The organism is Streptomyces sp. NPDC057271, assembly GCF_042668715.1.
GTDB lineage: Bacteria > Actinomycetota > Actinomycetes > Streptomycetales > Streptomycetaceae > Streptomyces.
In genome coordinates this window covers 18,207-45,179 of sequence record NZ_JBHUYJ010000051.1, presented here as the reverse complement: position 1 = coordinate 45,179, position 26,973 = coordinate 18,207, and the positions used below count along the sequence as shown (strand labels likewise).

The following is a 26,973-nucleotide window of genomic DNA, read 5'->3' as shown; positions in this document are numbered from 1 at the left end:
TGCCGGGGCGAGGAGGACGGGGCATGGTGCAGAAGGCCAAGATCCTCCTGGTCGATGACCGGCCGGAGAATCTGCTGGCGCTGGAGGCCATTCTCTCCGCGCTCGATCAGACGCTGGTACGGGCATCGTCCGGGGAGGAAGCGCTCAAGGCGCTGCTGACCGATGACTTCGCGGTCATTCTGCTGGATGTCCAGATGCCGGGAATGGACGGATTCGAGACCGCCGCGCACATCAAGCGGCGGGAGCGGACCCGTGACATCCCGATCATCTTCCTGACCGCGATCAACCACGGTCCGCACCACACCTTCCGGGGGTACGCGGCGGGAGCGGTCGACTACATCTCCAAGCCGTTCGACCCGTGGGTGCTCCGCGCCAAGGTCTCGGTCTTCGTCGAGCTGTACATGAAGAACTGCCAGCTCCGTGAGCAGGCAGCGCTCCTCCGGCTCCAGCTGGAGGGCGGCCACGGAGGCCATGCCAAGGAGTCCGCCGGACTGCTCGCCGAGCTCTCCGCCCGTCTCGCGGCGGTCGAGGAGCAGGCGGAGGCGCTGTCCAAGCAGCTCGACGACGACTCGGCCGACGCCGCCGCGGTCGCCACGGCCGCGCACCTGGAGCGCAAGCTCACCGGGCTGCGGCGGGCCCTGGACGCCTTGGAGCCCGGTGCGGGCGGCCCGTCCGTTCTCCCCTCGCAGAGCTGACGCGCCGTCAAGCCGCGACCGCCCGCAGTGAGCGGGCGTCAGTTTCGTGCCCCTGTACGTTCGACACGAACGGGTGAGCCCGGACGGGCACGTGTCCGACACGGCTCACACCGGTAACCTCAGCACCATGGCCTCACGTACGTCCGGCAAGGGTTCCCAGGGCACGGCGGGCACCGCGAAGCCGCGCGCCGGCCGTACGAGCGGTGCCGCGAAGAAGGCGGCCCCCGCGAAGTCGCCCGCCAAGCCCCCCGCGAAGAAGACCGCGGCGAAGAGAGCCGCGCCCGCGAAGCGCGCACCCGCGAAGAAGGCGGCGCCCAAGCCCGCGCCGTCTCCGACCGGAGGCGTGTACCGGCTGGCGCGCGGGCTCTGGCTCGGCCTCGCTCACGGCGTGGGCGCGATGTTCCGGGGCATAGGGCGCGGAGCCAAGGGCCTCGACCCCGCCCACCGCAAGGACGGCCTGGCGCTGCTGCTGCTCGGCGTCGCGCTGATCGTCGCCGCCGGGACCTGGTCCAATCTGCGCGGCCCCGTCGGCGACCTCGTCGAGATGCTGGTCACCGGAGCGTTCGGCCGGCTCGACCTGCTCGTACCGCTGCTGGTCGGTGCCATGGGCGTCCGGCTGATCCTCTACCCGGAGAAGCCGGAGGCCAACGGCCGCATCGTCATCGGTCTCTCCGCCCTGGTCATCGGAGTGCTCGGACAGGTCCACATCGCCTGCGGCTCCCCGGGGCGCGGTGAGGGGACCAAGGCCATGCAGGACGCCGGCGGCCTCATCGGCTGGGCCGCGTCCAAGCCGCTGATCTTCATGATGGGTGAGGTCCTCGCCGTACCGCTCCTGGTGCTGCTCACGATCTTCGGTCTGCTCGTCGTCACCGCCACACCCGTCAACGCCATCCCGCAGCGGCTGCGCCAGCTCGGTGCCAGGCTCGGTCTGGTCGAGCCGGCGTACGACCCCGAGGCCGAGGGGGAGGCGTACGACGAGGACTGGCGCGAGGCCGGGCCGCAGCCCGCGGCGCGCGCCCGGCGCACCACCCCGGGACCGGACCGGGTGTACGACGTCGACCAGGCGGAGGAGGAGGCGCTCACCCGGCGCAGGCGCCCGCGCCGCCCCTCGGCCCAGCCCGCCTTCGACCGGCCCATGGACGCCGTGGACGTCGCCGCGGCGGCCGCGGCCGCGCTCGACGGTGCTGTGCTCAACGGCATGCCCCCCTCCCCGCTGGTCGCGGGTCTGACCCGGGACGTCACCGCCGAGCGTGCCGCCGCCGTCGCCGCCACGGCGGCCGCGGCCCAGGCCGCCGAGGCCGCCGGTGCCTCGGACTCCGCGCCGGTGCCGTCCGCCCGCGGCGCGAAGGCCGGCCGCCTCCCCGGGGGCGTACCGGATCTCACCAAGCCCGCGCCCGAGCACAGCGAGCTGCCGCCCCGCGCGGAGCAGCTCCAGCTCTCTGGGGACATCACGTACGCGCTGCCCTCCATGGACCTGCTGGAGCGCGGCGGTCCGGGCAAGACCCGCAGCGCGGCGAACGACGCGGTCGTGGACGCGCTCTCCAACGTCTTCACCGAGTTCAAGGTCGACGCGGCCGTCACCGGCTTCACGCGGGGGCCGACGGTCACGCGGTACGAGGTCGAGCTCGGCCCGGCCGTGAAGGTCGAGAAGATCACGGCCCTGACGAAGAACATCGCGTACGCCGTGGCCTCCCCGGACGTGCGGATCATCTCGCCGATCCCGGGGAAGTCGGCGGTCGGTATCGAGATCCCGAACTCGGACCGGGAGATGGTCAACCTCGGTGACGTGCTGCGGCTCGCGGACGCGGCGGGCGACGATCATCCGATGCTGGTGGCGCTCGGCAAGGACGTCGAGGGCGGCTACGTGATGGCCAACCTGGCGAAGATGCCGCACATCCTGGTCGCCGGCGCCACGGGCTCCGGGAAGTCCTCGTGCATCAACTGCCTGATCACCTCCGTGATGATAAGGGCGACTCCCGAGGACGTCCGGATGGTGCTGGTCGACCCCAAGCGGGTCGAGCTCACCGCGTACGAGGGCATCCCGCACCTGATCACGCCGATCATCACCAACCCCAAGCGGGCCGCCGAGGCACTGCAGTGGGTGGTGCGCGAGATGGACCTGCGCTACGACGACCTGGCGGCCTTCGGCTTCCGGCACATCGACGACTTCAACGAGGCCATCCGCAACGGCAAGGTCAAGCTGCCCGAGGGCAGCGAGCGCGAGCTGAAGACCTACCCGTACCTGCTGGTGATCGTGGACGAGCTGGCCGACCTGATGATGGTCGCCCCGCGGGACGTCGAGGACGCCATCGTCCGTATCACCCAGTTGGCGCGCGCCGCCGGCATCCATCTGGTGCTCGCCACCCAGCGTCCGTCGGTGGACGTCGTCACCGGTCTGATCAAGGCGAACGTGCCCTCGCGGCTCGCCTTCGCGACCTCGTCGCTGGCCGACAGCCGGGTCATCCTCGACCAGCCGGGAGCCGAGAAGCTCATCGGAAAGGGTGACGGACTGTTCCTGCCGATGGGTGCGAACAAGCCCGTCCGTATGCAGGGCGCCTTCGTCACCGAGGCCGAGGTCGCGACCGTCGTCCAGCACTGCAAGGACCAGATGGCCCCGGTCTTCCGGGACGACGTCACCGTCGGCACCAAGCAGAAGAAGGAGATCGACGAGGAGATCGGTGACGACCTCGACCTGCTGTGCCAGGCCGCCGAGCTGGTCGTCTCCACCCAGTTCGGCTCCACCTCGATGCTCCAGCGCAAGCTGCGCGTCGGCTTCGCCAAGGCCGGCCGGCTGATGGACCTGATGGAGTCGCGGAACATCGTCGGGCCGAGCGAGGGGTCCAAGGCGAGGGACGTGCTCGTCAAGCCGGACGAGCTGGACGGGGTGCTGGCCGTGATCCGCGGGGAGTCCGACGCCTGACCGGGGGTACACGTGACGGGCGCGGGGAGTCCGCCGACCGGGGCCCTGGTCCGGCGTGCGCCGGAACGAGACCGGGTCGAGACTCACTCGTAAGGGAACTTGGGCAACCGTTTCCCTTGGTCGTACGTCAAGTTGGAGGGAGGGACAGAAGGATGTCCCAGCCTCATGGCGTACAAACTGCGTCCGCCCGGTTGCCCCACCCTTTCGTACCACCCATAGACTGAACGTCCAGCAGGTGGTTACACGCTCGAAAGGCGCTCTCGTGTCCATCGGCAACTCCCCCGAATCCCCCGAAGACGACCGGAACTTCCCGGCAGACGACCGGGATTCGATCGGTCGTGCACTCCAGCAGGCCCGAATCGCCGCCGGTCTCACCGTCGACGAGGTCAGTGCCTCCACGCGGGTCCGCATCCCGATCGTGCACGCGATCGAGGAGGACGACTTCTCACGCTGCGGTGGCGATGTCTACGCCCGCGGGCACATCCGCACGCTCGCCCGCGCCGTCGGGATCGAACCCGCGCCACTGATCGAGCAGTACGACTCCGAGCACGGCGGCCGGCCCGCGCCGACCCCCGCGGCGCCGCTCTTCGAGGCGGAACGCATCCGTCCCGAGCCGCGCCGCCCCAACTGGACCGCGGCGATGGTGGCCGCGATCGTCGCCGTCGTCGGTTTCGTCGGCTTCACCATGTTCAGCGGAAACGACACCCAGGGCGGCGCGGGCGCCGTCGCCGAGGGCCCGGCCCCCGAGAAGAAGACCACCAGCCCCACGGCGCAGCCCACCAAGACCATCGGGACCAAGCCGGCGCCCAGTGCCATCGCGGCCGTCCCGAAGGACAAGGTCACGGTCAAGCTGACCGCGATCGACGACAAGAGCTGGATCTCCGCCAAGGCCAGCGACGGCAAGCTCCTCTTCGACGGGCTCCTCCTCGAGGGCGAGTCCAAGACCTTCCAGGACGACGAGCGCGTCGACCTGATCCTCGGCAACGCCGGCCCGATCGAGCTCTTCGTGAACGGCAAGAAGATCGAGGAGAAGTTCGAGTCGGGTGCCGTCGAGCGGCTCTCCTACACCAAGGGTGCCCCCGAGTCCGGGTGACCTTCCGCGCAGCCGTCGCGCAGGTGAACCCTGCGCGGCGGGGGTACGGCCGGGACGAAGTAGTCTTGAGTCCATGCCCGAACGCCGTACCGTCGCCCTTGTCACTCTTGGCTGCGCCCGTAACGAGGTGGACTCGGAGGAGCTCGCAGGCCGCTTGGCAGCGGACGGCTGGGAGCTCGTCGAGAACGCCGAGGACGCCGATGTCGCCGTCGTCAACACCTGTGGATTCGTCGAGGCCGCCAAGAAGGACTCCGTCGACGCCCTCCTCGAAGCCAATGATCTGAAGGATCACGGCAAGACCCAGGCCGTCGTCGCCGTCGGCTGCATGGCCGAGCGGTACGGCAAGGAGCTCGCCGAGGCCCTGCCCGAGGCCGACGGAGTGCTCGGCTTCGACGACTACTCCGACATCTCCAACCGCCTCCAGACCATCCTCAGCGGTGGCAGTGTCGAGGCCCACACCCCGCGCGACCGCCGCAAGCTGCTCCCGCTCTCCCCGGTGGAGCGCCAGCAGGCCGCCGCCGAGGTTGCCCTCCCCGGCCACGGAGCCGTCGCCGTCGAGCCGCCGGAGAACGTACCGGCCGACCTCCCCGAGGGCCTCGCCCCGGCCTCCGGGCCGCGCGCCCCGCTCCGGCGACGCCTGGACACCAGCCCGGTCGCCTCGGTGAAGCTCGCCTCCGGCTGCGACCGCCGCTGCTCCTTCTGCGCCATCCCGTCCTTCCGCGGCTCCTTCGTCTCGCGTCGTCCTTCCGACGTCCTCAACGAGACGCGGTGGCTCGCCGAGCAGGGTGTGAAGGAGATCATGCTGGTCTCCGAGAACAACACCTCGTACGGCAAGGACCTCGGCGACATCCGACTCCTGGAGAGCCTGCTGCCCGACCTCGCGGCCGTCGACGGCATCGAGCGGGTCCGCGTCAGCTACCTCCAGCCCGCCGAGATGCGGCCCGGCCTGATCGACGTGCTCACCTCGACCGAGAAGGTCGTCCCGTACTTCGACCTGTCCTTCCAGCACAGCGCGCCGGCCGTCCTGCGCGCCATGCGCCGCTTCGGCGACACCGACCGCTTCCTGGAGCTCCTGGAGACGATCCGCGGCAAGGCCCCGCTGGCCGGTGCCCGGTCCAACTTCATCGTCGGCTTCCCCGGCGAGACCGAGGCGGACTTCGCGGAGCTGGAACGCTTCATCACGCACGCGCGGCTGGACGCCATCGGCGTCTTCGGCTACTCCGACGAGGACGGCACCGAAGCCGCCACGTACGAGCAGAAGCTGGACCAGGACGTCGTGGACGAGAGGCTCGCCCACCTCTCCCGGCTCGCCGAGGACCTCACCGCCCAGCGTGCGGAGGAGCGGATCGGAGAGACCCTGGAAGTACTGGTCGAATCGATCGACGAGGAGGACGGCGTCGTCGGCCGCGCGGCCCACCAGGCGCCCGAGACGGACGGCCAGGTCGTCCTCACCGCGGACTCCGCCGTGCGCCGGGACCTCGCTCCCGGCCGTATGGTCGTGGCGAAGGTCGTGGGAACGGAAGGCGTCGACCTGGTGGCCGAGTGTCTTTTCGAGGAGGCGGGCAGATGACGGGAGCCCCGGCATCCGCGACGGGCGGGACCGGTAGGCCCGCGCCCGGCGGCAAGCTGGGCTCGGCGGCCGTCAACCAGGCCAGCCTGTGGAACATCGCCAACATCCTCACCATGATCCGCCTGGTGCTGGTGCCGGGCTTCGTGCTGCTCCTCCTCCAGGACGGCGGGCACGACCCGGTCTGGCGTGCCTGGGCCTGGGCGGCGTTCGCCGTCGCCATGATCACGGACATCTTCGACGGCCATCTGGCGCGGACGTACAACCTGGTCACGGACTTCGGGAAGATCGCCGACCCGATCGCCGACAAGGCGATCATGGCGGCCGGACTGATCTGTCTGTCGTCGCTGGGCGACCTGCCCTGGTGGGTGACGGTCGTGATCCTCTCGCGAGAGCTCGGGATCACGCTGATGCGGTTCTGGGTGATCCGCCACGGGGTGATTCCGGCCAGCCGCGGCGGCAAGATGAAGACATTGGCGCAGGGCACGGCGGTCGGCATGTACGTGCTGGTGCTGACCGGTCCACTTGCCACGCTGCGCTTCTGGGTGATGGCGGTGGCCGTCGTGCTGACGGTCGTCACCGGTCTGGATTATGTGCGACAGGCCATCGTCCTCCGGCGCCGCGGACTGGCGGAGGAGCGTGCCGCGGGGGCTCCGGAGGTGGGTGCCCCCGGCTCGATGCCGGGGCCCGCGGGGGCGCCCGTGGACGAGGCGTCCGGTGTACCGGGCGAGGCGTCCGGTGTACCCGAGGCCTCTGACGCGTCCGCGAAGGGGCCGGCAGCGGGGCCGGCGCGATGAACACCGCCGCCCGGGTGCTGGAACTGCTTGCGGAGCGTGGTCAGACCCTCGCCGCCGCGGAGTCCCTCACGGGCGGTCTGGTGGCCGCGGAGCTCACTTCCGTGCCAGGAGCATCGGTATCGTTCCGCGGGTCCGTCACGGCGTACGCCACGGCCCTCAAGCGGGACCTCCTGCAGGTCGACGAGATCCTCCTGGCGGAGCGCGGGGCGGTCGATCCCGAGGTCGCGCTGCAGATGGCGGTGGGTGCCCGCCTCCGGCTCGGCGCCGACTGGGGCGTCGCGACGACCGGCGTGGCCGGGCCCGAGTCGCAGGACGGACAGCCCGTCGGCACCGTCTACGTGGCCGTGGCGGGGCCGGTCGGGGCCGGGAAAGTCGCCGCATTGCGGTTGAACGGCGATCGTGCGGAAATCCGTAGAGAGAGCGTACGGAGCGTGCTGGAGCTGCTCGGCGACGAACTCTCGGGAAATGGGCGGGCACAGGATACGGAACAGAACGGGGGGAATTGATGTTTGCAGCCCTGAGTGAACACGACATCGCTCCCCGCACGGCCGCAGCGCGAGGCGGTACGGTGGGGCGTGAAGGATGCGGCTACGCGGTCCGAGGAGGGAGCCACCGATGATTCTGCTCCGTCGCCTGTTGGGTGACGTGCTGCGTCGGCAGCGCCAGCGCCAGGGCCGTACTCTGCGCGAAGTCTCCTCGTCCGCCCGAGTTTCGCTCGGCTATCTCTCCGAGGTGGAGCGGGGGCAGAAGGAGGCTTCCTCCGAGCTGCTCTCCGCGATCTGCGACGCGCTGGACGTACGGATGTCCGAGCTCATGCGTGAAGTGAGCGACGAGCTGTCGTTGGCCGAACTGGCCGAGTCGGCAGCGGCGAGCGAACCGGTGCCTGCGCCGGTACGCCCGATGCTCAATTCGGTGTCGGTGACGTCGGTGGCAGGTGTGCCCACCGAGCGGGTGACCATCAAGGCGCCCGCGGAAGCGGTGGACGTCGTCGCTGCCTGACGCCAAGTGGGCTAAGGCCCCGGAGGGTGTCCCGTACGGGGCATCCACCGGGGCTTTAGTGCTGTCTGAGGGGTTTGGCGGAGTTCGTACGGGCGAGTTTGAGATGCCCGATTTCGGTCAGGCGTGCCATGGTGAGGAAACCGTACGACTGGTGGGAGAACGCGCATGTCCGTCGTGAAGAGTTCGCTGTCCGAGGCCGACCGGAAGACGGTCGGCGATGCCCTTCAGGGGGCGCTGGTCGATCTGGTCGATCTCAGTCTCGTCGCCAAGCAGGTTCACTGGAACGTGGTCGGACCGCGCTTCCGCTCGGTCCATCTGCAGCTCGACGAAGTCGTCGTCACCGCACGTCAGCACTCTGACGTGGTGGCCGAACGTGCGTCCGCGGTCGGTGTCAACCCGGACGGCAGGGCCGCCTCGGTGGCCTCCGGAAGCGCCATCGGCGACGTCCCGACCGGCTGGATCAAGGACACCGAGGCCGTGAAGATCCTGGTCGACGCCCTGGTCGCGGTGATCGCCCGCATGCGCGAGCGGATCGAAGCCACGGACGAGCCGGATCCGGTGACCCAGGACATCCTTATCGGGCTCACCGCCGACCTCGAGAAGCACGCGTGGATGTTCCAGGCCGAGAGCGCCTAGCGTGGCGCCCGGTTCAGTGCTGAGCGGGCCTGTGGCGCCTGGTTCAGTGCTGAGCGGGCCTGTGGCGCCCGTGTTGTGCGCTTCGTGCGCCGGGTCTGCCTCCGGTGCGCCCTCCCGCCGGGTGATACCGCCGGTCTAGCGTCGACCGCAGGAGGCGGCCATGGTACGGCGACGGGTTCCGCTGGTGATGCTCGCGTGGGTGGCGGGCGGGCTGGTGGCCGGCGGGCTGTGGTGGTGGGCGGTGCTGCGACTGGTGCTGGTTCCCGATCAGGCGGGGCTGGTGGAAGGGGCGGTCGCGGCCGGCGGCTGGGGGCTGAGTCTGCTGCCGGTGCACGTGACGGCGTCCGCCGCCGCGGGTGGACGGGTGAGCGCCGGACGGGCGGTGGTCAGCGGTCCGCACGGTGTTCGGGGGGACGCCGGACGGGCCGCGGAGGACACAGGGGGTGCACAGGTCACCACGGCATCGCGACGCCGCCGTTGGGGCGGAGGATCTGACCCGTTGTGAAGGAGGCGGCGTCGGACGCGAGGTGGAGGACCGCGTGCGCGATGTCCTCCGGTTCGCCCACCCTGCCCAAGGGGGAGTGGCGGGCCATGGCCGCCTCCGCCTGCTCCTGAGCGGCCGGCTCGTGCCGGTCGGTCATGGGGGTACGGACCCATCCGGGGGCGACCGCGTTGACGCGGATGCCGTGCCGTCCGACCTCGGTGGCCAGCGTCTTGGTCAGCTGGACGACGGCGGCCTTGGTGACGCTGTAGCAGAGCAGCCCCGGGCTCGCGGTGTCCATGGCGCCCGAGGCCATGGTGACGATGGAGCCGCGGGTCCCGGTCGCGATCATCGAACGCGCCGCCTCCTGGCAGGCGTGGAGCACACCCTTGAAGTTGACCGCGAAGAGGCGGTCCAGGTCCTCGTCGCGGGTCTCCAGGACCATGCTCGTATGCATCATCCCGGCGACGGCGGCCATGGTGTGGAGCGTGCCGGCGCTCGCGACGGCGGTGGCGAGGGCGGCGCGGTCGGTGACGTCGAGGACGTGGGTGTGCGCGGTGCCGCCCTGCTCGGTGACGAGTTTCGCGGTCTCACGGAGGCCGAGTTCGTCGCGGTCCGCGCAGTGGACGGTGGCGCCTGCCCGGGCGAGGAGGACGGCGGTCGCGCGACCGATTCCGCTCGCGGCGCCGGTGACGAAGGCGGTGCGGCCGGTGAGGTCGTACGCGGTGAGGGCCATGACGGGACCGTACGACCGAATCTGACGACCCGTCAATCAGCGGGTCGGGATTCCGTGGAGGGGCTGCGGGTCGGGCCCTTCTGGCAGCCGGGGCACCAGTACGTGACGCGGTCGCCGAGCTCGGCCCGGCGGACGGGGGCGCCGCAGCGCAGGCAGGGGCGGTGCTCTCGCCCGTACACATAGAGGTGGTGCGTGGGGTGGCGGGTCGTGGTCGTGCGCCGGTCCGGACGGTCCTTGTTCGCCTCCAGAAGGCGGTGGGCCGTGGCGACCAGCCGTTCGGGGACGTCGGGAGCGAGTTGGCCGACCGGCAGCCAGGGAGTGACGGCGGCGAGGAACGCCAGCTCCGACTTGTAGACGTTGCCGATGCCCGCGAGATTCCGCTGGTCGAGCAGGGCCTCGCCGAGGGAGCGGGTGGGGTCGGCGGTGAGCCGGCGGACGGCCTCCGCGGGATCCCAGTCCGGACCGAGAAGGTCGGGGCCCAGATGGCCGACGACGTGCTGCTCGTCGGCCGTGCGGATCAGCTCAAGCACGGGGAGGCGATAGCCGACCGCGGTGTGCTCGGAGTTGCCGAGGATCGCGCGGATCTGGTGTGCCGGGCCACCGCTCCAGCGCTCACCGGTGGCGAACACTCGCCAGGAGCCTTCCATCCGCAGATGCGAGTGGAGCGTCAACCCGTCCTCGAACCGCGTCAGGAGGTGCTTGCCGCGCGGCGTCACGTCCAGGACGGCCCGGCCGGTGAGATCGGCGGTGGCGAAGCGGGGCACACGCAGATCGCACCGGGTCAGGACACGGCCCGCCAGCGCGGTGTGCAGACGGTGGGCGGTCCGCCAGACGGTGTCTCCTTCGGGCATGGCTCCATGATGGATCTCCTACGGCCGCAGGCGCAGCCCTCGCGGGGTGGCATGGAACCCGGCCGCCTCCAGCGGGCGGGCGAGTGGGGAGGTGAGCGCGGAGGAACCGTTGACCCGCTCCACCGTGACCGTACCGAGCGACCCCGCCAGGGCTGCGGTGGCCAGGGACTCGGCCGCGGCTCTCAGCGTCGGGTCCTCGGGGTCGGAGGGCCAGCACAGCAGCGTCTTGCCCCCGCGCTCCATGTAGAGCGTGAGCTCCCCGTCGACCAGCACGACCATCGAGCCCGCCTTGCGGCCGGGCTTGTGCCCCGCTCCGCTGGGCGGCTCGGGCCAGGGCAGCGCCGCCCCGTACGCGTTCGCCGGGTCGGCGGCGGCCAGCACGACCGCGCGCGGGCCCGTCCCGGCCTCGGCCCCTCTGTCCCGGGCGGTCGCCGCGGCGCGGAGCCGGTCCACGGCCCCGTCCATCGCGAACTGCGCCGCGCCGAGACCCTCCACCACATAGCCGCGGCGCGCCTGCCCGCTGTCCTCGAAGGCGGACAGGATGCGGTACGTCGCCGAGAATCCGCCCTCGACGCCCTCGGCGGCCACGGCGCCCCGGGTGACCACGCCGTGTCGATCCAGGAGCGTGCGGGCGAGCGCGTGGGCGCGGTGCGTCGGCTCCGGCTCCACGGGCGGAAGGAGGGACCAGCGTCCGCTGACGGTCGGCGGGCCGGTGCGGGAGGCGGGCCGGGCGGCCGCGGTGAGCGTGCCGTACCGACCGCGTGGGATCGTGCGCTTGGCGCGATGGGCGGTGGATCCCGCCGTACGGCCCGAGCCCAGCAGGGAGCGCAGGGGAGCGAGGGTGTCGTTGGTGAGCCGGCCCGACCAGGCCAGGTCCCAGACCGCGTCGGCGAGTTGGGGATCGGTCGCGTCCGGGTGGGTGGTGGACCGCACCTGGTCGGCGATCTGGCGGAAGAACAGGCCGTAGCCGCCGGAGAGGGTGGTGAGCACCGATTCGTGGAGGGCTGTCAGCTCCAGCGGGTGCGGCGGCGGGATCAACAGCGGCGCCGCGTCGGCCAGATAGAGCGAGATCCAGCCGTCCTTGCCGGGGAGGGCTCCCGCCCCCGCCCAGACGACCTCGCCGGTGGTCGTCAGCTCGTCCAGAAGGGCGGGGGAGTAGTCCCGGACCCGGGACGGCAGGATGAGCTTCTCCAGGGCGGATGCCGGTACGGGCGCGCCCTGCAACTGCTCGATGGCACGGGCCAGTCCGTCGAGCCCGCGCAGGCTGTTGCTCCCCAGATGCTGCCACTGGGGGAGGAACGTGGCGAGCGCGGCCGGGGCCACGGGCTCCAGTTCGTGCCGGAGCGCCGCGAGCGAGCGGCGTCGCAGGCGGCGCAGCACGGCCGCGTCGCACCACTCCTGGCCGATCCCGGACGGGTGGAACTCGCCCTGGACGACGCGGCCGGCCGCGGCCAGCCGCTGGAGGGCCCCGTCGGTGACGGCGGCTCCGAGACCGAAGCGGGCGGCGGCCGCGGAGGAGGTGAACGGGCCGTGCGTGCGCGCGTGCCGGGCCAGGAGATCGCCCAGGGGGTCCTTCACCGGCTCCGTGAACGCCTCGGGCACCCCCACCGGCAGGGCTGTGCCGAGGGCGTCCCGCAGCCGGCCGGCATCCTCGACGGCAGCCCAGTGCTCCGTGCCCGCGATCCGGACCCGGATGGCCCGGCGGGCGGCTCCCAGCTCGTGGACCCAGGCCGGCTCTCCGCCGCGCTCGGCCAACTCGGCCTCCGTGAGCGGACCGAGGACCCGCAGAGCGTCGGCTACGCCCTCCCCGTCCTTGATCCGGCGATCGTCGCTGAGCCACTGGAGCTCCCGCTCCAGCTCCGTCAGCACCTCCGCGTCGAGCAGTTCGCGCAGCTCCGCCTGACCGAGCAGCTCGGCCAGCAGGCGCGAGTCCAGGGAGAGCGCGGCCGCCCTGCGCTCGGCGAGCGGGGAGTCTCCCTCGTACAGGAACTGGGCGACATAGCCGAAGAGCAGGGAGCGGGCGAACGGCGACGGCTCGGGGGTGGTCACCTCGACCAGGCGGACGCGGCGGGACTCGATGTCGCCCATCAGCTCTTCGAGCCCGGGAACGTCGAAGACGTCCTGGAGACATTCGCGGACCGCTTCCAGGACGATCGGGAAGGAGCCGAACTCACTCGCGACCTGGAGCAGTTGGGACGCGCGCTGACGCTGCTGCCAGAGCGGGGTGCGCTTGCCCGGATTGCGCTTCGGCAGCAGCAGCGCACGCGCCGCGCACTCGCGGAAGCGGGAGGCGAACAGGGCCGATCCGCCGACCTGGTCGGTGACGATCTGGCCGATCTCGCCCTTGTCGAAGAGCGCGTCCGCCGCGCCGATCGGGGCCTGGTCGGAGTCGAACGTCGTGTCCAGATGCCGCCCGGGGTCCACCGGCTCCTGATCCAGCAGGTCCAGGCCCATCAGATCGGCGTCCGGCAGGCGCAGCACGATCCCGTCGTCGGCGTGCATCACCTGGGCGTCCATGCCGTACCGCTCGGCGAGCCGGGCTCCCAGGGCCAGTGCCCACGGGGCGTGCACCTGGGCCCCGAACGGGGAGTGGACGACGACCCGCCAGTCGCCCAGCTCGTCCCGGAACCGCTCCACCAGGATCGTGCGGTCGTCCGGCACATGCCCACAGGCCTCGCGCTGCTCGGCCAGATAGGCGAGGACGTTGTCGGCGGCCCACGCGTCGAGGCCGGCGGCGACCAGCCGGAGCCGGGCGTCCTCCGGCTCCAGCGAGCCGACCTCGCGCAGGAACGCGCCCACCGCACGCCCCAGTTCCAGCGGGCGGCCGAGCTGGTCGCCCTTCCAGAACGGCAGTCGGCCCGGCACCCCCGGGGCCGGGGTGACCAGGACCCGGTCGCGGGTGATGTCCTCGATCCGCCAGGACGTGGTGCCCAGCGTGAAGACGTCGCCGACCCGGGACTCGTACACCATCTCCTCGTCCAGCTCCCCGACCCGGCCGCCGCCCTTCTTGGGGTCGGAACCGGCGAGGAAGACCCCGAAGAGGCCGCGGTCGGGGATCGTCCCGCCGGAGGTGACGGCGAGCCGCTGCGCTCCGGGGCGGCCCGTGACCGTGCCGGTCACCCGGTCCCAGACCACGCGGGGACGCAGCTCGGCGAACGCGTCGGAGGGATAGCGGCCGGCCAGCATGTCCAGAACGGCCGTGAACGCGGATTCGGGCAGCGAGGCGAAGGGCGCGGCGCGGCGGACCGTCGCCAGCAGGTCGTCCACCTGCCAGGAGTCCAGCGCCACCATCGCCACGAGCTGCTGGGCGAGGACGTCCAGCGGGTTGGCGGGGATACGCATCGACTCGATCGAGCCGCTGCGCATCCGTTCGGTGACCACGGCCGCCTGCACCAGGTCACCGCGGTACTTCGGGAACACCACGCCCGTGGAGACTGCGCCGACCTGGTGGCCGGCGCGCCCGACGCGCTGGAGACCCGAGGCGACCGACGGCGGCGACTCGACCTGCACGACCAGATCCACCGCGCCCATGTCGATACCCAGCTCCAGGCTGGACGTGGCCACCACGGCGGGCAGCCGGCCCGCCTTCAGGTCCTCCTCGACCTGGGCGCGCTGCTCCTTGGAGACCGAGCCGTGGTGGGCGCGGGCGAGGAGCGCGGGCGCGCCCTGGGCGGCGCCCGACTGCGCCATGATCTCGGCCGGCGGCGGCCCGTCCGGAAGGGCCTCGCCGGTGGCCCTCTCGTACGCGATCTCGTTGAGCCGGTTGCAGAGGCGCTCGGCGAGCCGACGCGAGTTCGCGAAGACGATCGTGGAGCGGTGGGCCTGGACGAGATCGGCGATGCGCTCCTCGACATGCGGCCAGATCGAGGGCTTGTCGCCGCCGTCCGTGCCCTCGGAGGCGGGGGAGCCTCCCAGCTCTCCCATGTCCTCGATCGGGACGACCACCGACAGGTCGAACTCCTTGCCGGACGGCGGCTGGACGATCTCCACCTTGCGCTGCGGCGAGAGATAGCGGGCCACCTCGTCCACCGGCCGGACCGTCGCCGACAGGCCGATCCGGCGCGCGGGGCGGGGCAGCAGCTCGTCGAGACGCTCCAGGGACACCGCGAGATGCGCGCCGCGCTTCGTCCCGGCCACGGCGTGGACCTCGTCCAGGATCACCGTCTCGATACCGGCGAGCGCGTCCCGCGTTGCGGACGTCAGCATCAGGAACAGCGACTCGGGGGTCGTGATCAGGATGTCCGGAGGCTTCGTGGCCAGCGCGCGCCGCTCGGCGGGCGGGGTGTCGCCCGAGCGGATCCCGACCCGGACGTCCGGCTCGGGCTGCCCGAGGCGGACCGACTCCTGACGGATACCGGTCAGCGGGGAGCGGAGATTGCGCTCGACGTCGACCGCCAGGGCCTTCAGCGGCGAGACGTACAGCACGCGGCAGCGCTTCTTGGGGTCGGCCGGCGGCGGGGTGGAGGCCAGCCGGTCCAGGGAGGCGAGGAAGGCGGCCAGGGTCTTACCGGACCCCGTCGGAGCCACCACGAGCACGTCCGAGCCCGCGCCGATGGCCTGCCAGGCGCCCTCCTGCGCGGCGGTGGGCGCGTGGAAGGCCCCGGTGAACCAACCACGGGTCGCGGGGGAGAACGATTCGAGCGCGGACCTGACCATGCCACCCATCGTGCACCCAGCCACTGACAACCGCCCGGACCTGGGGAAACTCGGTTGGTGGCGGCGCCGGCCCGTGGCGGAGAATGGAGGCATGGCGACTGGGGAACGGGCACGGTACTGGCGGTACTCCGAGCTGCCGGGGGTCGATCTGCTGCACGCCCACTACGTGCGCAAGGCCTTCGCCCGGCATACGCACGAGTCCTTCGTCTTCGCCGCCATCACCGACGGCGTCGAGGCGTTCCACTACCGCGACGACCTCGTGCACGCCGGGCCCGGCCAGATAGCCCTGGTCAACCCCGACACCCCGCACACAGGGCACGCGGGCGTGCCCGAGGGCTGGACGTACCGGACGATCTACCCCGACGCGGATCTGATCCGCTCCATCGCGGCCGACACCATCGCGCTGCGGGGCGACGTCGGGTTCACCGATCCCGTCGTGGACGACCCGTACGCCGCACAGCTCGTCATCGGCGTCCACCGCGCCGCCGAGGAGGGCAACGCGCTGGCCGCCGACAGCCTCCTGCGGCTGGTCACGGCCAGGATGCTGCGCAGTCACGGGGGCCGGATCGCACCGCTCGCCCCCCGCTCGGCCGGCGCCCGTGACGCGGCACGCGCGCGTGCGGTCCTGGAGGAGCGGATGATCGACCCGCCGACCCTGGAGCGGCTCGCCGCCGATCTCGGCACCAGTCCCTTCGCCCTGCTGCGGGCCTTCCGGGACGCGTACGGGATGCCGCCCCACACCTGGCTCACCGACGCGCGTGTGCGGCGCGCCCGCCACCTGCTCGACACCGGGACGGCACCGGCGGAGGCGGCCGTCGCCGTCGGCTTCACCGATCAGTCGCACCTCAACCGCCACTTCGTACGGAGCGTGGGCGTGCCGCCGGGGGCGTACCAGCGCTCGCGGGGTGGCGCGGGCTCGCACGGCGGCGGGGCGGGAACGCGGGGTGCAAGAACGTACAAGACCGCAGGCGGCAGCGGTACGTAACGTCGTCGGCGTGGCAGAACAGACAGCAACCCCAGTCATACGGGAGAGCGCCGGCAAGGCGGACTCGGCGGTGGTGCGCGACGCGCTCGGCGTCGGGATCGCCGTCGGCCTCTCCGGCTTCGCCTTCGGCGTGACCGCCGCGGGATCCGGACTCACCGCGCTCCAGACCTGCGCGCTCAGCCTGCTCGTCTTCACCGGCGCCTCGCAGTTCGCGCTGGTGGGAGCGCTCGCGGCGGGCGGGAACCCGTTCACCGCCGCGGCGGGCGCCTTCTTCCTGGGCACCCGTAACGCGTTCTACGGGCTGCGCCTGTCCCAGCTCCTCGCCCTGCCCCGCGCGATCAGGCCGTTCGCCGCGCAGTGGGTCATCGACGAGACGACCGCCGTGGCGCTCGCGCAGCCGACGCGGCGGGCCGCGCGGATCGGCTTCACCGTCACCGGACTCACGCTCTACGTGCTGTGGAACCTGACGACCCTCCTCGGCGCCCTCGGGGCCGAGGCCATCGGCGACACCGAGGCCTGGGGCCTGGACGCGGCCGGGCCCGCGGTCTTCCTCGCGCTGCTCGCGCCCATGCTGAAGACGGCGACGGAGCGGTACACGGCGGGGCTCGCCGTCGTGCTCGGCCTCGGCCTGCTGCCCGTGCTGCCGGCCGGTGTCCCCGTCCTGGCGGCGGCGCTCGCCGCACCCGCGGTGCTGTGGCTGCGGGGCCGGGGACCGGCCGGTGGGTCGGGTCTGGCGGGCGCGTCGCGCGCGTCGGGCGGGTCGGGGGGGTCGGGTCTGTCGGCGAGGGAGGAGGAGCGATGACCGTCTGGATCGCGATCGGCCTCACGGTCGTCGGCTGCTACCTGGTCAAGCTGCTCGGGCTCCTGGTGCCCGCGGGCACCCTCGAACGACCGCTCGTCCAGCGTCTGGCGGCCCTGGTGCCCGTGGCGCTGCTCGCGGCGCTCACCGCCCAGCAGACCTTCGGCGCGGGAACCGGCCTCGCCGTGGACGCCCGTGCGGCGGGCGTGGTGGCGGCGGCCGTGGCCCTGGTCCTGCGGGCGCCCTTCCTGGTCGTCGTGGCCGCGGCCGTCCTCGTCACGGCGGGGGTACGGGCGTTGGGCGGCTGACGACGCGCGCCTCGGCCCGACGGCGCGCCAGGCCCGCGGAGGGCTGACGACGCGCGGGCCTCGTCCCGACGGCGCGCCTCGCCCTGACGGTGCGCCAGGCCCGCGGCGCCTCGGCACCGGCCTTCAGGCGATCGGGCGGCCGTGGGCGCGCAGGGTGCGGAGGGCCTCGATCGTCACGATCGGGCGGGCCTCCAGGGCCGTGCCCGGCGCCCACTCGCGCCAGGTGATGGGCCAGCCGCCGTCCTCCTGCTGGCCGGCCGCCAGGTGGTCGAGGGAGCGTGCCATCTCCTCCTGCGTGAACCAGCGGCGGGCCAGCGAGTCCGGCACGCGCGCGTAGTCGTACGCGAAGTGGTGCTCGCCCGGTGCGTACCCCGGCGCGACGGGGAGGTCGTCGAGCCGTTCGGGATCCAGAGCCACGAGGCCCTGATCCCGCACCAGACGCCCCAGCCGGTCGGCCACCGCCTGCGCCCGTGACCGGTCGGGGACTCCGTCGAGGAAGGCGACGGCGGCCTCGATCTCGTACGGATGCGACGTCTCCAGCGACTCGACCACCGACCAGCAGAACTCGGTCGCGCGGAACAGCCAGGCGTGCCAGACCTGGTTCCGGTGGAGCAGCCCGACCACGGGGCCCGTGGACAGCAGCGCGCTCGGCGGGTTGTCGACGATCGGTACGAAGGGCGCGCTCGGATAACCGCGCTGCGACGGATGGACCGCGGGCAGAGCCCCGTCGAGCGTGGACACCTCGGTGAGGTAGCGGCAGATCCGCTCGACCCGAAGGCCGCCGCAGCGGCCGATGGAGTCCAGGACCCGCAGGGCGTGCCCGGTGTGCAGCGGCTGGCTGACCGGGCCGCGCAGATCCGGTTCGAGCGCGTGACCGTAACCGCCGTCCTCGTTGAGGTACGCCGTGAGCGCGACCTCGACGGGCTCCGCCCCGCCGCGGAGGAAGTGGTAGGCGAACCGGCGCTGTTCGAGCACTCGGGCCGTCAGCCAGACGAACTGTTCTGCGCGCGCGAGCGGCATGGGGTGCGGAGCCGCGAGAGGAGTTCCAGCCATGGTCCGACCGTAGGCCGCCGAGGACGTGTGACAAGGCATACCGGCCGGGCTGCACTCTTGGGGGCGGGATACTGGGGTCATGCGGTTGACGATTTTCTGGGAGCGGATGGCGGACCACTTCGGTGGGTCCTACGCCGAATCCTTCGCACGAGACCATGTGATGTCCGAACTCGGCGGACGTACGGTGCACGAGGCACTGGACGCCGGCTGGGAGGCGAAGGACGTGTGGCGGGCGGTCTGCGCGGCCATGGACGTGCCGGCGGAGAAGCGCTGAACCCGCCCGGGCGGGGGGGAATGTCCGCGCGGTGCGCGAGACTGGCCGGGTGGCTCCGACTGACGAAACCGACGAGACCGGCAAGACGACCGCCCACGGGACCCTCGGCCAGGCCGTGACCGGCCGTCCCCCCAAGGCGCGGTCGGCCGCGGACAGCGACCCTGCGGCGACGGCCGGCGCGGCGTGCCCGGACACCGAGCCGACGCCCGCGGCGGAGAGAGCGACCGGCGCGGGGACTGCCGGAGTCGAGACGAGGTCCGTGCCCGTACCTGAGAATCACGAGCCCGTGGCCGCCCCCGTACCCGAGACGCACGAGCCCGTGCCAGCCCCCGTGCCCGCGACCACGGCCGGTGGCGGGTCCGGCTCCGGTCAGGAGGGCTCCGCCAGGCCCGCGCCCTCCGCCCGGATGCCCCGCTGGCTGCCCCGCGCCCTGGTGCTCGCCCTCGCGCTCTACGCCTGCTTCCAGCTCGGCAGCTGGGCCTTCTACCAGCTCGTCGGGCTCCTCATCAACGTCCTGGTCGCCTTCTTCCTGGCCCTCGCCATCGAACCCGCCGTCGGGCGGATGGCCGCCCGGGGCATGCGGCGAGGACTCGCCACGTTCCTGGTGTTCCTCGCCGTCCTGGTCTTCGGTGTCGGTTTCGTCGTCCTGCTGGGCTCCATGCTCGCGGGCCAGATCGTCGACATGGTCGAGAACTTCCCGAAGTACCTCGACTCGCTGATCAACTGGGCGAATCAGCACTTCCACACCGAGCTGTCCCGGGTCGAGGTGCAGGACAGCCTGCTGCGCTCCGACTGGCTGCAGAAGTACGTCCAGAACAGCGCCGCCGGTGTCCTGGACGTCTCCGCCACCCTCCTCGGGGGTCTGTTCAAGCTCCTGACGATCTTCCTCTTCGCGTTCTACTTCGCGGCCGACGGGCCCCGGCTCCGCCGGGCACTGTGCTCGGTCCTGCCGCCGGCCAAGCAGACCGAGGTGCTGCGAGCCTGGGAGATCGCGGTCGACAAGACCGGTGGCTACCTGTACTCGCGCGGCCTGATGGCATTGATCTCCGGCGTGGCGCACTTCGTGCTCTTCGAGATCCTCGACGTGCCGTACGCGCCCGCACTCGCCGTGTGGGTCGGCCTTGTGTCGCAGTTCATCCCGACCATCGGCACCTACCTCGCGGGCGCGTTGCCGATGCTGATCGCCTTCACCGTCGACCCCTGGTACGCGCTGTGGGTGCTGGGCTTCGTCGTGATCTACCAGCAGTTCGAGAACTACGTCCTCCAGCCCAAGCTGACGTCCAAGACCGTCGACATCCACCCGGCGGTCGCGTTCGGCTCGGTGATCGCCGGTACGGCGTTGCTCGGCGCGGTCGGCGCGCTGATCGCGATCCCGGCCGTCGCCACGCTGCAGGCCTTCCTCGGCGCCTATGTGAAGCGCTACGACGTGACCGACGATCCGCGCGTCCACGGCCACCGACGCTACGGCGAGGCTGTCGTGGCCCGGTTGCAGAAGGCGCTGCACCACAAGAAGAAGCAGGGCCAGGCGGCGTCCGGGGAGGACGGCACCTGACCCTCCAGGTCGGGCGGCGTCCGGGGGCCGCACCTGCCCCTTCCGGTCGGGCGGCGTCCGGGTGCGGCACCCGACCCTGCCGGCCAGGCGGCGTCCGTGAGGACGGCACCCGACCCTTCCGGTCCGCCCGTCAGGGGCGCTCCAGCCGCACCTTCGGCAGGATCCGCGCCAGCCGGGCCGGGAGCCACCACGCTCGCCGCCCGAGCAGTTGCATGACCGCCGGCACGATCAGACAGCGGATGACCACCGCGTCCAGCAGGATCGCCACCGCGAGGCCGAGGCCGAACTGCTGCAGCATCCGGTCGGGGCTGAGGACGAAGGCCGAGAACACCACGATCATGATCGCCGCGGCGGCCGTGATGACCTTCCCCGTCGCCGCGAGGCCCTCCCGTACCGCGCCCTGGGGGTCCTTGGTGCGCTCCCACTCCTCATGGATCCGGGAGAGCAGGAAGACCTCGTAGTCCATCGAGAGTCCGAAGACGATCGCGAAGATCATCACGGGGATGAACGCCTCGATCGGCCCGGGCTGCACGCCGAACCAGCCGTGCTGGAAGACCAGGGTGATCACCCCGAGAGCCGCTCCGATGCTCACCAGGTTGAGCAGCGCCGCCTTGACCGGGATGAGGACGGACCGGAAGACGAGGAGCAGCAGGAGCGCGGAGAGGCCGACGACGATCGCGACGAAGAGCGGCATCCGGTCCGCGACGGTGGCGGCGAAGTCCTCGGTCGCCGCCGTCGGCCCACCGACCAGCAGATCGGCGCCCGTCGCCCGCTCCACCGGCGGCAGGACGTCGGACCGCAGCCGGTCGACGAGCTCCGAGGTCGCCTCGGCCTGGGGAGCCGACTCGGGGAAGGCGATGACGGTGGAGACCGCGGCGTCCTCCGTCGGGATGGGCACGGTCGCCGCCGCGATGCCCTCCGTGTTCTCCAGGGCCTGCCGCAGGGCGCCCGCGGCCCGCTCGCCTCCGCCGTCCGCGACCACGATCAGCGGTCCGTTGAAGCCCGGACCGAAGCCCTCGGCCAGCAGGTCGTACGCCTGCCTGCTGGACTTCGCCGGGGCGTCGTTGCCCGCGTCGGCGAAGCCGAGCCGCATGCCGAGCGCGGGCGCGGCGAGCGCGCCGAGGGCTGCCACCGAGACCAGCAGCGCCGCCCAGGGCCGCTTCTGCACCGCCGTCGCCCAGCCGCGCCAGCGAGCGCCCTCCTCGCGGGCCGCCTTCGCGGCGCGCCCGGCGACCTGTCGCTTTATGCGTCGGCCGAAGATCCCGAGCAGAGCCGGGAGCAGGGTGAGCGAGGCGGCCATCGTGACGAGGACGGTCAGGGCGACGGCGAGTGCCACGCCCTGCAGCGAGCCGAGTCCGAGCGCGACCAGACCCGTCAGCGCGATGATCACCGTGCAGCCCGCGAAGAAGACCGTGCGCCCCGCCGCGTCCAGCGCGGTACGGGCCGCCCGCTCGGGCTCCGCGCCGTGCAGCAGCTCGCCGCGGTAGCGGGAGAAGATCAGCAGTGCGTAGTCGATGCCGACGCCGAGGCCGACCAGCATCATGATCGGCGGGGTGAAGTCGGCGACGTCCGCGAGATGCGAGGCGAGGGCGATCAGCCCGATGGAGCTGCCGACCGCGAAGATCGCTGTGACCACGGGCAGGGTCGCCGCGACCAGGGAGCCGAACAGGAAGACCAGGATCACCAGCGCTCCCAGCATGCCCGCGCCCTCGGCCGCTCCGCCCCCGCCCTCCTCGGCGCCGCGCGCCGCGTCCCCGCCGACGGCGGCGGTCAGCCCGTCGCCCTGTGCCGCCCGCACGGTGTCGATGATCTTCAGGACCTCGGTGCGGTCGGTGTTCTCCGCCGCTCCGTCCAGGATGACGGTCGCGTAGCCGACGGTTCCGTCCTCGGAGACCGTCGCCCTCTCCTCGTAGGGACCGCGCACGTCCGTCACGCCCGGGAGACCCTCGACCCTGTCGAGCAGACCCTCCACGCGCGCGTGGACCGTCCGCTCGCGGACGCCTCGCTCGTCCTTGACGACGATCTGCAGGGTGGCGTCCGTGGCCTGGGCGGAGCCGTGGTGTTCCAGGACGGTCCGTGCGGCCTGGGAATCGGTGCCGGGCAGCGAGAAGTCGTTGTGGTACGCGCTGCCGACGGCCGTCGAGGCACCGGTCGCCGCGACCACGACCACGATCCACAGCAGTACGGCGGACCAGCGGTGGCGGTACGAGAGGGTGGCCAGGCGCTCGAAGACGCTTCCCCGCCGGGCCGGCGGCTTCGGCGGACTCGCCGGGTTCGTCGTGGGACCGGTGTCCCGCGTGGTGGTCATGATGGTCTCTCCTTCTGGGAGTCACAGGTACGAGGGACGGGTCACCCGGTGCCGGAAGGTGCGCCAGGTCCACACCTGGGCGGCGACGACGAGCGGGGTGACGACGAGCAGCGCGGGGACGAGCAGCGTGAGCGTGGCGCCGTCGGCGGCCCGCTCGGTCAGCGGGAGGGCCGTACCGGCGAGGAGCGGCAGGACCCCGAGGAGGACCGCGGTGAGGGCGAACGACTGCCAGGGCCCGGCCCGCCCCACCAGCAGCCGGGCGCGTTCGTACGGCTCCCCGGTGAGCCGGAGGGTGGCGAAGCCGAGCCCGTGCGCGGCGAACAGCGCGACCACGGTGAGGGCGATGAGGACCGCGGTGGGCCCGGCGGCCCGCTCGTAGGGCACGCCGGTCAGCGGTGCGGCCAGCAGCCACCCCCAGGCCGGCGCGACCGTCCAGCTGCCGCAGACCACCGCCCCGTCGCAGACCGCCCGCCAGCGCGGTCCCGGCCCGCGTCCGCGCGACCACAGCCCGACGTCACGGACGATCCAGCCGGTCAGGAGGGGCACGACCACCGCGAACTGGGTGGACAGCAGCTCCCCTTCGAGGTCGGGGAAGCAGCCGACGAGGACGCCCGCGGTGGCGATCAGCCACACCTCGTTGCCCAGGAAGAAGGGCGTGAAGGAGGTGATGACCAGGCGCCGCTCGTGATCGGTGCGGCCGAGGTACGGGGTGAGCATCCCGGTTCCGATGTCCGCGCCCGCGAGTACGAAGTAACCGGCGGCGAAGAGGGCGAGCAGGGCGACGGCGAGGGTTTCCACGGCCGGGCTCCTCAGTAACGGGCGACGGGCAGGGGATCGGCGGGATCCTCGGGGCCGTACCGGTCGTCGTGCCCGAGCCCGGAGTCGACCGGGCCCCGGCGGGCGTGCCTGACGAGCAGCCAGGTGTTGAGGACGACGAGCAGGCCGAAGAGGGCGGTGAAGACGATCAGGGAGGCGCGCATGGCGCCGGGGGAGAGGTCGGAGACCGCGTCCTCGGTCTTCAGCAGCCCGTACACGACCCAGGGCTGGCGGCCCGCCTCGCGGAAGACCCAGCCGCTGATCATCGCGAGATGGGGCAGCGGGACGGCGGCCATGAGGACCAGGTGCCAGAGCCGGAAGCGGAACACGACCTTCTTGAAGCAGGCGAGGATCACGCCGGCGAAGGTGAGGTACATCATCAGGGCGAAGCCGAGAAGCATGACCAGGCCGCTGCCGCGGGTCCACGCCTCGGAGGGGACGTAGTCGCCGGGACCGAAGCGGGCGACCATGTCCGCCTGTATCTGAGCGATTTCGTTCGTCTTCTGGCTGAACACCGCCGACTTCATGGGCTGGAGGGTGCGGAGCGCCGCGAGTTGGACGCCGCCGAACGCGGCCGTGACCATCAGCGCGGGAAAGGAGAGGAAGACCCCGGTCCGCAGGCTCCGGCCGAAGAACTCCCACTCGGGCGACCGCCGGAACAGGTGGTACGCGCTGACACCGGCCACGAAGAAGCCCGCCGTGAGCAGCGCCCCGGCGACGATGTGGCCGAAGGCGAGGAGCGCCGACGGGTTGGTCAGCACGGCGACCGGATCGTCCAGGACGAGCTTGCCGCCCTCGGTCCGGTACCCGACCGGGTTGTTGAGGAAGCCGTTGGAGACGAGGATCCAGTACGCCGAGAGGTACGCGGTCAGCGTGACGATCCAGATCGTCGCCAGATGGGCCCAGCGGTTGAAGCGATGCCAGCCGAAGATCCACAGGCCGAGGAAGGTCGACTCGACGAAGAACGCCACGATCGTCTCGACCGCGAGCGAGGCGCCGAAGACGTTGCCCGCGTAGTGCGTCAGGCCGTTCCAGCTCAGCCCGAACTGGAACTCCATCACGATGCCCGTGACGATCCCGACCGCGTAGTTGATCACGTACAGCTGGCCCCAGTAGCGGACCATCCGCGCGTGCAGCGGCTTCCGTCCGACCGTCGCCAGCGTCTGGAGGACGGCTACCACGGTCGCGAGCCCCAGCGTCAGCGCGACGAAGAGGAAGTGGCCGCCCGCCGTGAGGGCGAACTGCAGCCGGGCGAGATCGAGGACGTCTGGATTCACGCCGCCAGCGTCGGCGTACGGCTCCGGGGTCCGCGTCGCCCGGTGGTGGTCAGTGCGCGTACCTCCGCGGTTGCGCCGCCCCACGCGTGCGTACCCCAGGAGTTGCGCCCACGCGCGCGTGACCCTTAGGGGACCGCGCGCGCGTGTCTCTCAGGGGACGCCGCCGTGGTCACCCCAGCCAGCCGGGCGTGATCATCCCCGACTCGTACGCCAGGATCACCAGCTGCGCCCGGTCGCGCACGTCCAGCTTGGTCATGATCCGGCTGACATGCGTCTTGGCCGTGGCCGGGGAGAGTACGAGGCGCCGGGCGATCTCGTCGTTGGAGAGGCCCGCCCCGACCAGACCCATCACCTCGCGCTCCCGCTCCGTGAGGGCGTTCAGGCGCGGGCTGGGATCCGGCTGCTTCGAGCGGCCGGCGAACTCCGCGATGAGCCTACGGGTGACCGCCGGGGCGATCAGCGCGTCGCCGCGCGCCACCACCCGTACGCCGTGAAGCAGTTCCATCGGCTCGGTGTCCTTCACGAGGAAACCGCTCGCCCCGGCGCGCAGCGCGCCGTAGACGTGGTCGTCGACGTCGAAGGTGGTCAGGATGACCACCCGGACGCCTTCGAGCCGGGCGTCGGCGGTGATCCGGCGGGTGGCTTCGAGACCGTCGAGTTCCGGCATTCTGATGTCCATCAGGACCACGTCCGGGCGCAGTTCGCGGGCGAGGGCGATCGCCTGCTCGCCGTCCGCGGCCTCCCCGACCACCTCGATGTCGTCCTCGTCGGTCAGGATCGAGCGGAACCCGGCCCTGACCAGTGTCTGGTCGTCGGCGAGTACGACGCGGATCATCGGGAGTCCCCCTCGGACGTGGTGGTCGTCGACGCGGATGCGTCGATCGGCAGCCGGGCGTCGACCCGGAAACCCTCGGTGGTGCTGCGGGCGGTCAGTTCGCCGCCGAACGCCCGGGCGCGCTCGGCCATGCCCCGGATGCCGCTGCCCAGCGGCCGCTCCTCCGGAGCCCCCTCCCCGTCGTCCTCGATCCGCAGGCGCAGCTCGTCCGCACGCCAGTCGAGCGCGAGCGTGACCGTACGGGCACCGGAGTGCCGGGTCACGTTGGTCAGGGACTCCTGCACGATCCGGTACGCGGCGAGATCGACCGGCGGAGCCAGCGGTACGGGGTCGCCCGTCAGCGCGGTGCGGACGTCGAGCCCCGTGCTCCTGGCCCGCTCCACCAGCTCCCCGAGCAGGGCGAGGCCGGAGGTCGGTCCGGTCGGCGCGGCCTCGTCCGCCTGGCGCAGCACCCCGAGCGTGGCGCGGAGCTCGCGCAGCGCGTCCTTGCTGGTGGCCTTCACCGCTTCGAGAGCCTCCTCGGCCGCGGCCAGCGCGACCTCCGGCTCGGGCTTCTTGCTCAGCCGGTGCAGCACGGCGCCCGACTGCACGTTGATCAGCGAGATGCTGTGGCCCAGCACGTCGTGCAGCTCCCTGGCGATCCGCAGCCGTTCCTCCGTGGCGCTCTGCAGAGCCCGCGCCTCCTGCTCCCGCTCGGCGGCGAGCGCCCGCTGCTCCACTTCGTGGAGATAGGCGAGCCGGGTCCGCTGGGCGCGGCCCACGGCGACCAGGCTGATCAGCCAGCCGGCCAGCATCGCAAGCGAGGTGTCGTCGATCTGGCGGTGGCCGTCCTCCTGCCTGATCTCGCCGAGCCCGACGGCTAGCAGCGTGACCGAGGCGAGCGCGACGGCCGCGACGAACCGGCCCTCCGCCGCCGTGGTGTACAGCGCGAGGGCGAAGGCGATCATCAGCGGACCGTCCTGCGCGGACGCCGGGTAGTAGACCGCGCAGGCGAGCAGGGTGACGACGGCGACGGTGACCGGGGCCCGCCGCCGGAAGGCGAGGGCTCCGCAGCCGACCGCGATCAGCGTCCAGCCGATGACCGTACGGCTCACGGGCTCGCTCGAGTACCGCGCGGACACCAGCGTCCAGACGACCACGACGAGGGTCACGACGAGCGCCACGGCGGCATCGGCGACCCGCGGGGACATGCGGCCGCCACGGTCGTGGGAGGGGAGGGCCATGCCAGGAAGGATAGGCGGGCGCGGGGCGGCGGGGCCGCGCCGAACGGTGGCCGCGGGCCCGCGTGGTGCGCTTGACACCAAAATCGAACATCCATTCTTATGGGGTTCCGGC

At 72.1% G+C, this 26,973-nt stretch carries 23 protein-coding genes; 14 read left to right on the top strand and 9 right to left on the bottom strand.

All coding sequences use genetic code 11. The annotated features are described in order from the left end of the window. The first annotated feature begins 23 nt into the window (after positions 1–23). The 9 genes from ACFUJR_RS23065 (at position 24) to ACFUJR_RS23025 (ending at position 9,212) form a co-directional block, all read left to right on the top strand. Entirely contained in the window at positions 24–695 is a 672-nt protein-coding gene (locus tag ACFUJR_RS23065) for a two-component system response regulator (RefSeq protein ID WP_383167303.1), read from the top strand. 127 nt (positions 696–822) lie between these two features. Further along, the gene (locus ACFUJR_RS23060) at positions 823–3,615 is read left to right on the top strand and encodes a DNA translocase FtsK (protein ID WP_383167301.1); all 2,793 of its coding nucleotides are present in this window, start codon (positions 823–825) and stop codon (positions 3,613–3,615) included. 262 nt (positions 3,616–3,877) lie between these two features. Then, positions 3,878–4,708, top strand: coding sequence for a helix-turn-helix domain-containing protein (locus ACFUJR_RS23055; protein ID WP_383167298.1), 831 nt, complete (start codon positions 3,878–3,880; stop codon positions 4,706–4,708). A 73-nt stretch (positions 4,709–4,781) separates the two neighbouring features. Beyond that, entirely contained in the window at positions 4,782–6,278 is a 1,497-nt protein-coding gene (gene rimO, locus ACFUJR_RS23050; RefSeq protein ID WP_383167296.1) for a 30S ribosomal protein S12 methylthiotransferase RimO, read from the top strand. Then, positions 6,275–7,072: a CDP-diacylglycerol--glycerol-3-phosphate 3-phosphatidyltransferase gene (gene pgsA, locus ACFUJR_RS23045; RefSeq protein ID WP_383167292.1), complete on the top strand. Its 798-nt coding sequence runs from the start codon at positions 6,275–6,277 to the stop codon at positions 7,070–7,072. Before rimO ends, pgsA begins: the two co-directional genes overlap by 4 nt. Next, a complete protein-coding gene (locus ACFUJR_RS23040) occupies positions 7,069–7,578 on the top strand; it encodes a CinA family protein (RefSeq protein ID WP_383167289.1) in 510 nt (169 codons plus the stop codon). The genes pgsA and ACFUJR_RS23040 overlap by 4 nt, the downstream gene beginning before the upstream one ends. 109 nt (positions 7,579–7,687) lie before the next feature. Then, positions 7,688–8,071, top strand: a complete 384-nt coding sequence (locus ACFUJR_RS23035) for a helix-turn-helix domain-containing protein (RefSeq protein WP_019889909.1) — start codon at positions 7,688–7,690, stop codon at positions 8,069–8,071. A 165-nt stretch (positions 8,072–8,236) separates the two neighbouring features. Further along, complete coding sequence (locus ACFUJR_RS23030; protein WP_383167285.1) at positions 8,237–8,707, top strand: Dps family protein; 471 nt, start codon at positions 8,237–8,239, stop codon at positions 8,705–8,707. Positions 8,708–8,867: 160 nt separating this feature from the next. Continuing rightward, the gene (locus ACFUJR_RS23025) at positions 8,868–9,212 is read left to right on the top strand and encodes a hypothetical protein (RefSeq protein ID WP_383167282.1); all 345 of its coding nucleotides are present in this window, start codon (positions 8,868–8,870) and stop codon (positions 9,210–9,212) included. Here the strand turns inward: ACFUJR_RS23025 and ACFUJR_RS23020 are convergent. The 3 genes from ACFUJR_RS23020 to ACFUJR_RS23010 are packed head-to-tail and all read right to left on the bottom strand — an operon-like array spanning position 9,160 to position 15,431. Then, positions 9,160–9,924, bottom strand: coding sequence for an SDR family NAD(P)-dependent oxidoreductase (locus tag ACFUJR_RS23020; RefSeq protein WP_383167279.1), 765 nt, complete (start codon positions 9,922–9,924; stop codon positions 9,160–9,162). The genes ACFUJR_RS23025 and ACFUJR_RS23020 overlap by 53 nt on opposite strands. 32 nt (positions 9,925–9,956) lie before the next feature. After that, a complete protein-coding gene (locus ACFUJR_RS23015; protein WP_383167276.1) occupies positions 9,957–10,775 on the bottom strand; it encodes an Fpg/Nei family DNA glycosylase in 819 nt (272 codons plus the stop codon). Between the two features lie 18 nt (positions 10,776–10,793). After that, entirely contained in the window at positions 10,794–15,431 is a 4,638-nt protein-coding gene (locus ACFUJR_RS23010) for a DEAD/DEAH box helicase (protein ID WP_383167273.1), read from the bottom strand. 91 nt (positions 15,432–15,522) lie between these two features. On the opposite strand from ACFUJR_RS23010, the gene ACFUJR_RS23005 reads away from it, so the two are divergent. Genes ACFUJR_RS23005 through ACFUJR_RS22995 form a run of 3 tightly spaced genes read left to right on the top strand, consistent with a single transcriptional unit; the run spans position 15,523 to position 17,523 of the window. Beyond that, complete coding sequence (locus ACFUJR_RS23005; protein WP_383167270.1) at positions 15,523–16,416, top strand: AraC family transcriptional regulator; 894 nt, start codon at positions 15,523–15,525, stop codon at positions 16,414–16,416. A gap of 10 nt (positions 16,417–16,426) precedes the next feature. After that, positions 16,427–17,218 carry an AzlC family ABC transporter permease gene (locus ACFUJR_RS23000; RefSeq protein ID WP_383167268.1) on the top strand — a complete coding sequence of 264 codons (792 nt, stop codon included), beginning with the start codon at positions 16,427–16,429 and terminating at the stop codon, positions 17,216–17,218. Continuing rightward, entirely contained in the window at positions 17,215–17,523 is a 309-nt protein-coding gene (locus ACFUJR_RS22995) for an AzlD domain-containing protein (protein WP_383167265.1), read from the top strand. The genes ACFUJR_RS23000 and ACFUJR_RS22995 overlap by 4 nt, the downstream gene beginning before the upstream one ends. 123 nt (positions 17,524–17,646) lie before the next feature. Here ACFUJR_RS22995 and ACFUJR_RS22990 read toward each other — a convergent pair whose 3' ends face one another. Then, positions 17,647–18,576 carry a hypothetical protein gene (locus ACFUJR_RS22990; RefSeq protein WP_383167262.1) on the bottom strand — a complete coding sequence of 310 codons (930 nt, stop codon included), beginning with the start codon at positions 18,574–18,576 and terminating at the stop codon, positions 17,647–17,649. A gap of 79 nt (positions 18,577–18,655) precedes the next feature. Between ACFUJR_RS22990 and ACFUJR_RS22985 the strand changes: the two genes are divergently transcribed. Next, positions 18,656–18,850 (top strand): DUF3046 domain-containing protein, encoded by a 195-nt coding sequence (locus ACFUJR_RS22985; protein ID WP_352192006.1) that lies wholly within the window; start codon positions 18,656–18,658, stop codon positions 18,848–18,850. Positions 18,851–19,256: 406 nt separating this feature from the next. Continuing rightward, a complete protein-coding gene (locus ACFUJR_RS22980; RefSeq protein WP_383167316.1) occupies positions 19,257–20,402 on the top strand; it encodes an AI-2E family transporter in 1,146 nt (381 codons plus the stop codon). Positions 20,403–20,532: 130 nt separating this feature from the next. Here the strand turns inward: ACFUJR_RS22980 and ACFUJR_RS22975 are convergent, their stop codons facing one another. The 5 genes from ACFUJR_RS22975 to ACFUJR_RS22955 all read right to left on the bottom strand — a co-directional run bounded on the left by ACFUJR_RS22975 (position 20,533) and on the right by ACFUJR_RS22955 (position 26,861). Further along, positions 20,533–22,710: an MMPL family transporter gene (locus ACFUJR_RS22975; RefSeq protein WP_383167258.1), complete on the bottom strand. Its 2,178-nt coding sequence runs from the start codon at positions 22,708–22,710 to the stop codon at positions 20,533–20,535. Between the two features lie 21 nt (positions 22,711–22,731). After that, a complete protein-coding gene (locus tag ACFUJR_RS22970) occupies positions 22,732–23,508 on the bottom strand; it encodes a cytochrome d ubiquinol oxidase subunit II (RefSeq protein WP_383167255.1) in 777 nt (258 codons plus the stop codon). A gap of 11 nt (positions 23,509–23,519) precedes the next feature. Further along, positions 23,520–24,803, bottom strand: coding sequence for a cytochrome ubiquinol oxidase subunit I (locus ACFUJR_RS22965; RefSeq protein WP_383167252.1), 1,284 nt, complete (start codon positions 24,801–24,803; stop codon positions 23,520–23,522). Positions 24,804–24,972: 169 nt separating this feature from the next. After that, positions 24,973–25,638, bottom strand: coding sequence for a response regulator (locus ACFUJR_RS22960; RefSeq protein WP_383167249.1), 666 nt, complete (start codon positions 25,636–25,638; stop codon positions 24,973–24,975). Beyond that, the gene (locus tag ACFUJR_RS22955; protein WP_383167246.1) at positions 25,635–26,861 is read right to left on the bottom strand and encodes a sensor histidine kinase; all 1,227 of its coding nucleotides are present in this window, start codon (positions 26,859–26,861) and stop codon (positions 25,635–25,637) included. Before ACFUJR_RS22955 ends, ACFUJR_RS22960 begins: the two co-directional genes overlap by 4 nt. Positions 26,862–26,973 lie beyond the last annotated feature (112 nt).

Excerpts from the sequence above, each read along its gene's own strand:
- ACFUJR_RS23060 (WP_383167301.1), top strand. The coding sequence starts at position 823 with ATGGCCTCACGTACGTCCGGCAAGGGTTCCCAGGGCACGGCGGGCACC.
- ACFUJR_RS22990 (WP_383167262.1), bottom strand. The coding sequence starts at position 18,576 with ATGGCTGGAACTCCTCTCGCGGCTCCGCACCCCATGCCGCTCGCGCGC.
- ACFUJR_RS22960 (WP_383167249.1), bottom strand. The coding sequence starts at position 25,638 with ATGATCCGCGTCGTACTCGCCGACGACCAGACACTGGTCAGGGCCGGG.
- ACFUJR_RS23020 (WP_383167279.1), bottom strand. The coding sequence starts at position 9,924 with ATGGCCCTCACCGCGTACGACCTCACCGGCCGCACCGCCTTCGTCACC.
- ACFUJR_RS22975 (WP_383167258.1), bottom strand. The coding sequence starts at position 22,710 with ATGACCACCACGCGGGACACCGGTCCCACGACGAACCCGGCGAGTCCG.
- ACFUJR_RS22985 (WP_352192006.1), top strand. The coding sequence starts at position 18,656 with ATGCGGTTGACGATTTTCTGGGAGCGGATGGCGGACCACTTCGGTGGG.
- pgsA (WP_383167292.1), top strand. The coding sequence starts at position 6,275 with ATGACGGGAGCCCCGGCATCCGCGACGGGCGGGACCGGTAGGCCCGCG.
- ACFUJR_RS23030 (WP_383167285.1), top strand. The coding sequence starts at position 8,237 with ATGTCCGTCGTGAAGAGTTCGCTGTCCGAGGCCGACCGGAAGACGGTC.
- ACFUJR_RS23015 (WP_383167276.1), bottom strand. The coding sequence starts at position 10,775 with ATGCCCGAAGGAGACACCGTCTGGCGGACCGCCCACCGTCTGCACACC.
- ACFUJR_RS23065 (WP_383167303.1), top strand. The coding sequence starts at position 24 with ATGGTGCAGAAGGCCAAGATCCTCCTGGTCGATGACCGGCCGGAGAAT.
- ACFUJR_RS23035 (WP_019889909.1), top strand. The coding sequence starts at position 7,688 with ATGATTCTGCTCCGTCGCCTGTTGGGTGACGTGCTGCGTCGGCAGCGC.
- ACFUJR_RS22955 (WP_383167246.1), bottom strand. The coding sequence starts at position 26,861 with ATGGCCCTCCCCTCCCACGACCGTGGCGGCCGCATGTCCCCGCGGGTC.
- ACFUJR_RS22980 (WP_383167316.1), top strand. The coding sequence starts at position 19,257 with ATGCCCCGCTGGCTGCCCCGCGCCCTGGTGCTCGCCCTCGCGCTCTAC.
- ACFUJR_RS22995 (WP_383167265.1), top strand. The coding sequence starts at position 17,215 with ATGACCGTCTGGATCGCGATCGGCCTCACGGTCGTCGGCTGCTACCTG.
- ACFUJR_RS23040 (WP_383167289.1), top strand. The coding sequence starts at position 7,069 with ATGAACACCGCCGCCCGGGTGCTGGAACTGCTTGCGGAGCGTGGTCAG.
- ACFUJR_RS23010 (WP_383167273.1), bottom strand. The coding sequence starts at position 15,431 with ATGGTCAGGTCCGCGCTCGAATCGTTCTCCCCCGCGACCCGTGGTTGG.
- ACFUJR_RS23025 (WP_383167282.1), top strand. The coding sequence starts at position 8,868 with ATGGTACGGCGACGGGTTCCGCTGGTGATGCTCGCGTGGGTGGCGGGC.
- ACFUJR_RS23005 (WP_383167270.1), top strand. The coding sequence starts at position 15,523 with ATGGCGACTGGGGAACGGGCACGGTACTGGCGGTACTCCGAGCTGCCG.
- rimO (WP_383167296.1), top strand. The coding sequence starts at position 4,782 with ATGCCCGAACGCCGTACCGTCGCCCTTGTCACTCTTGGCTGCGCCCGT.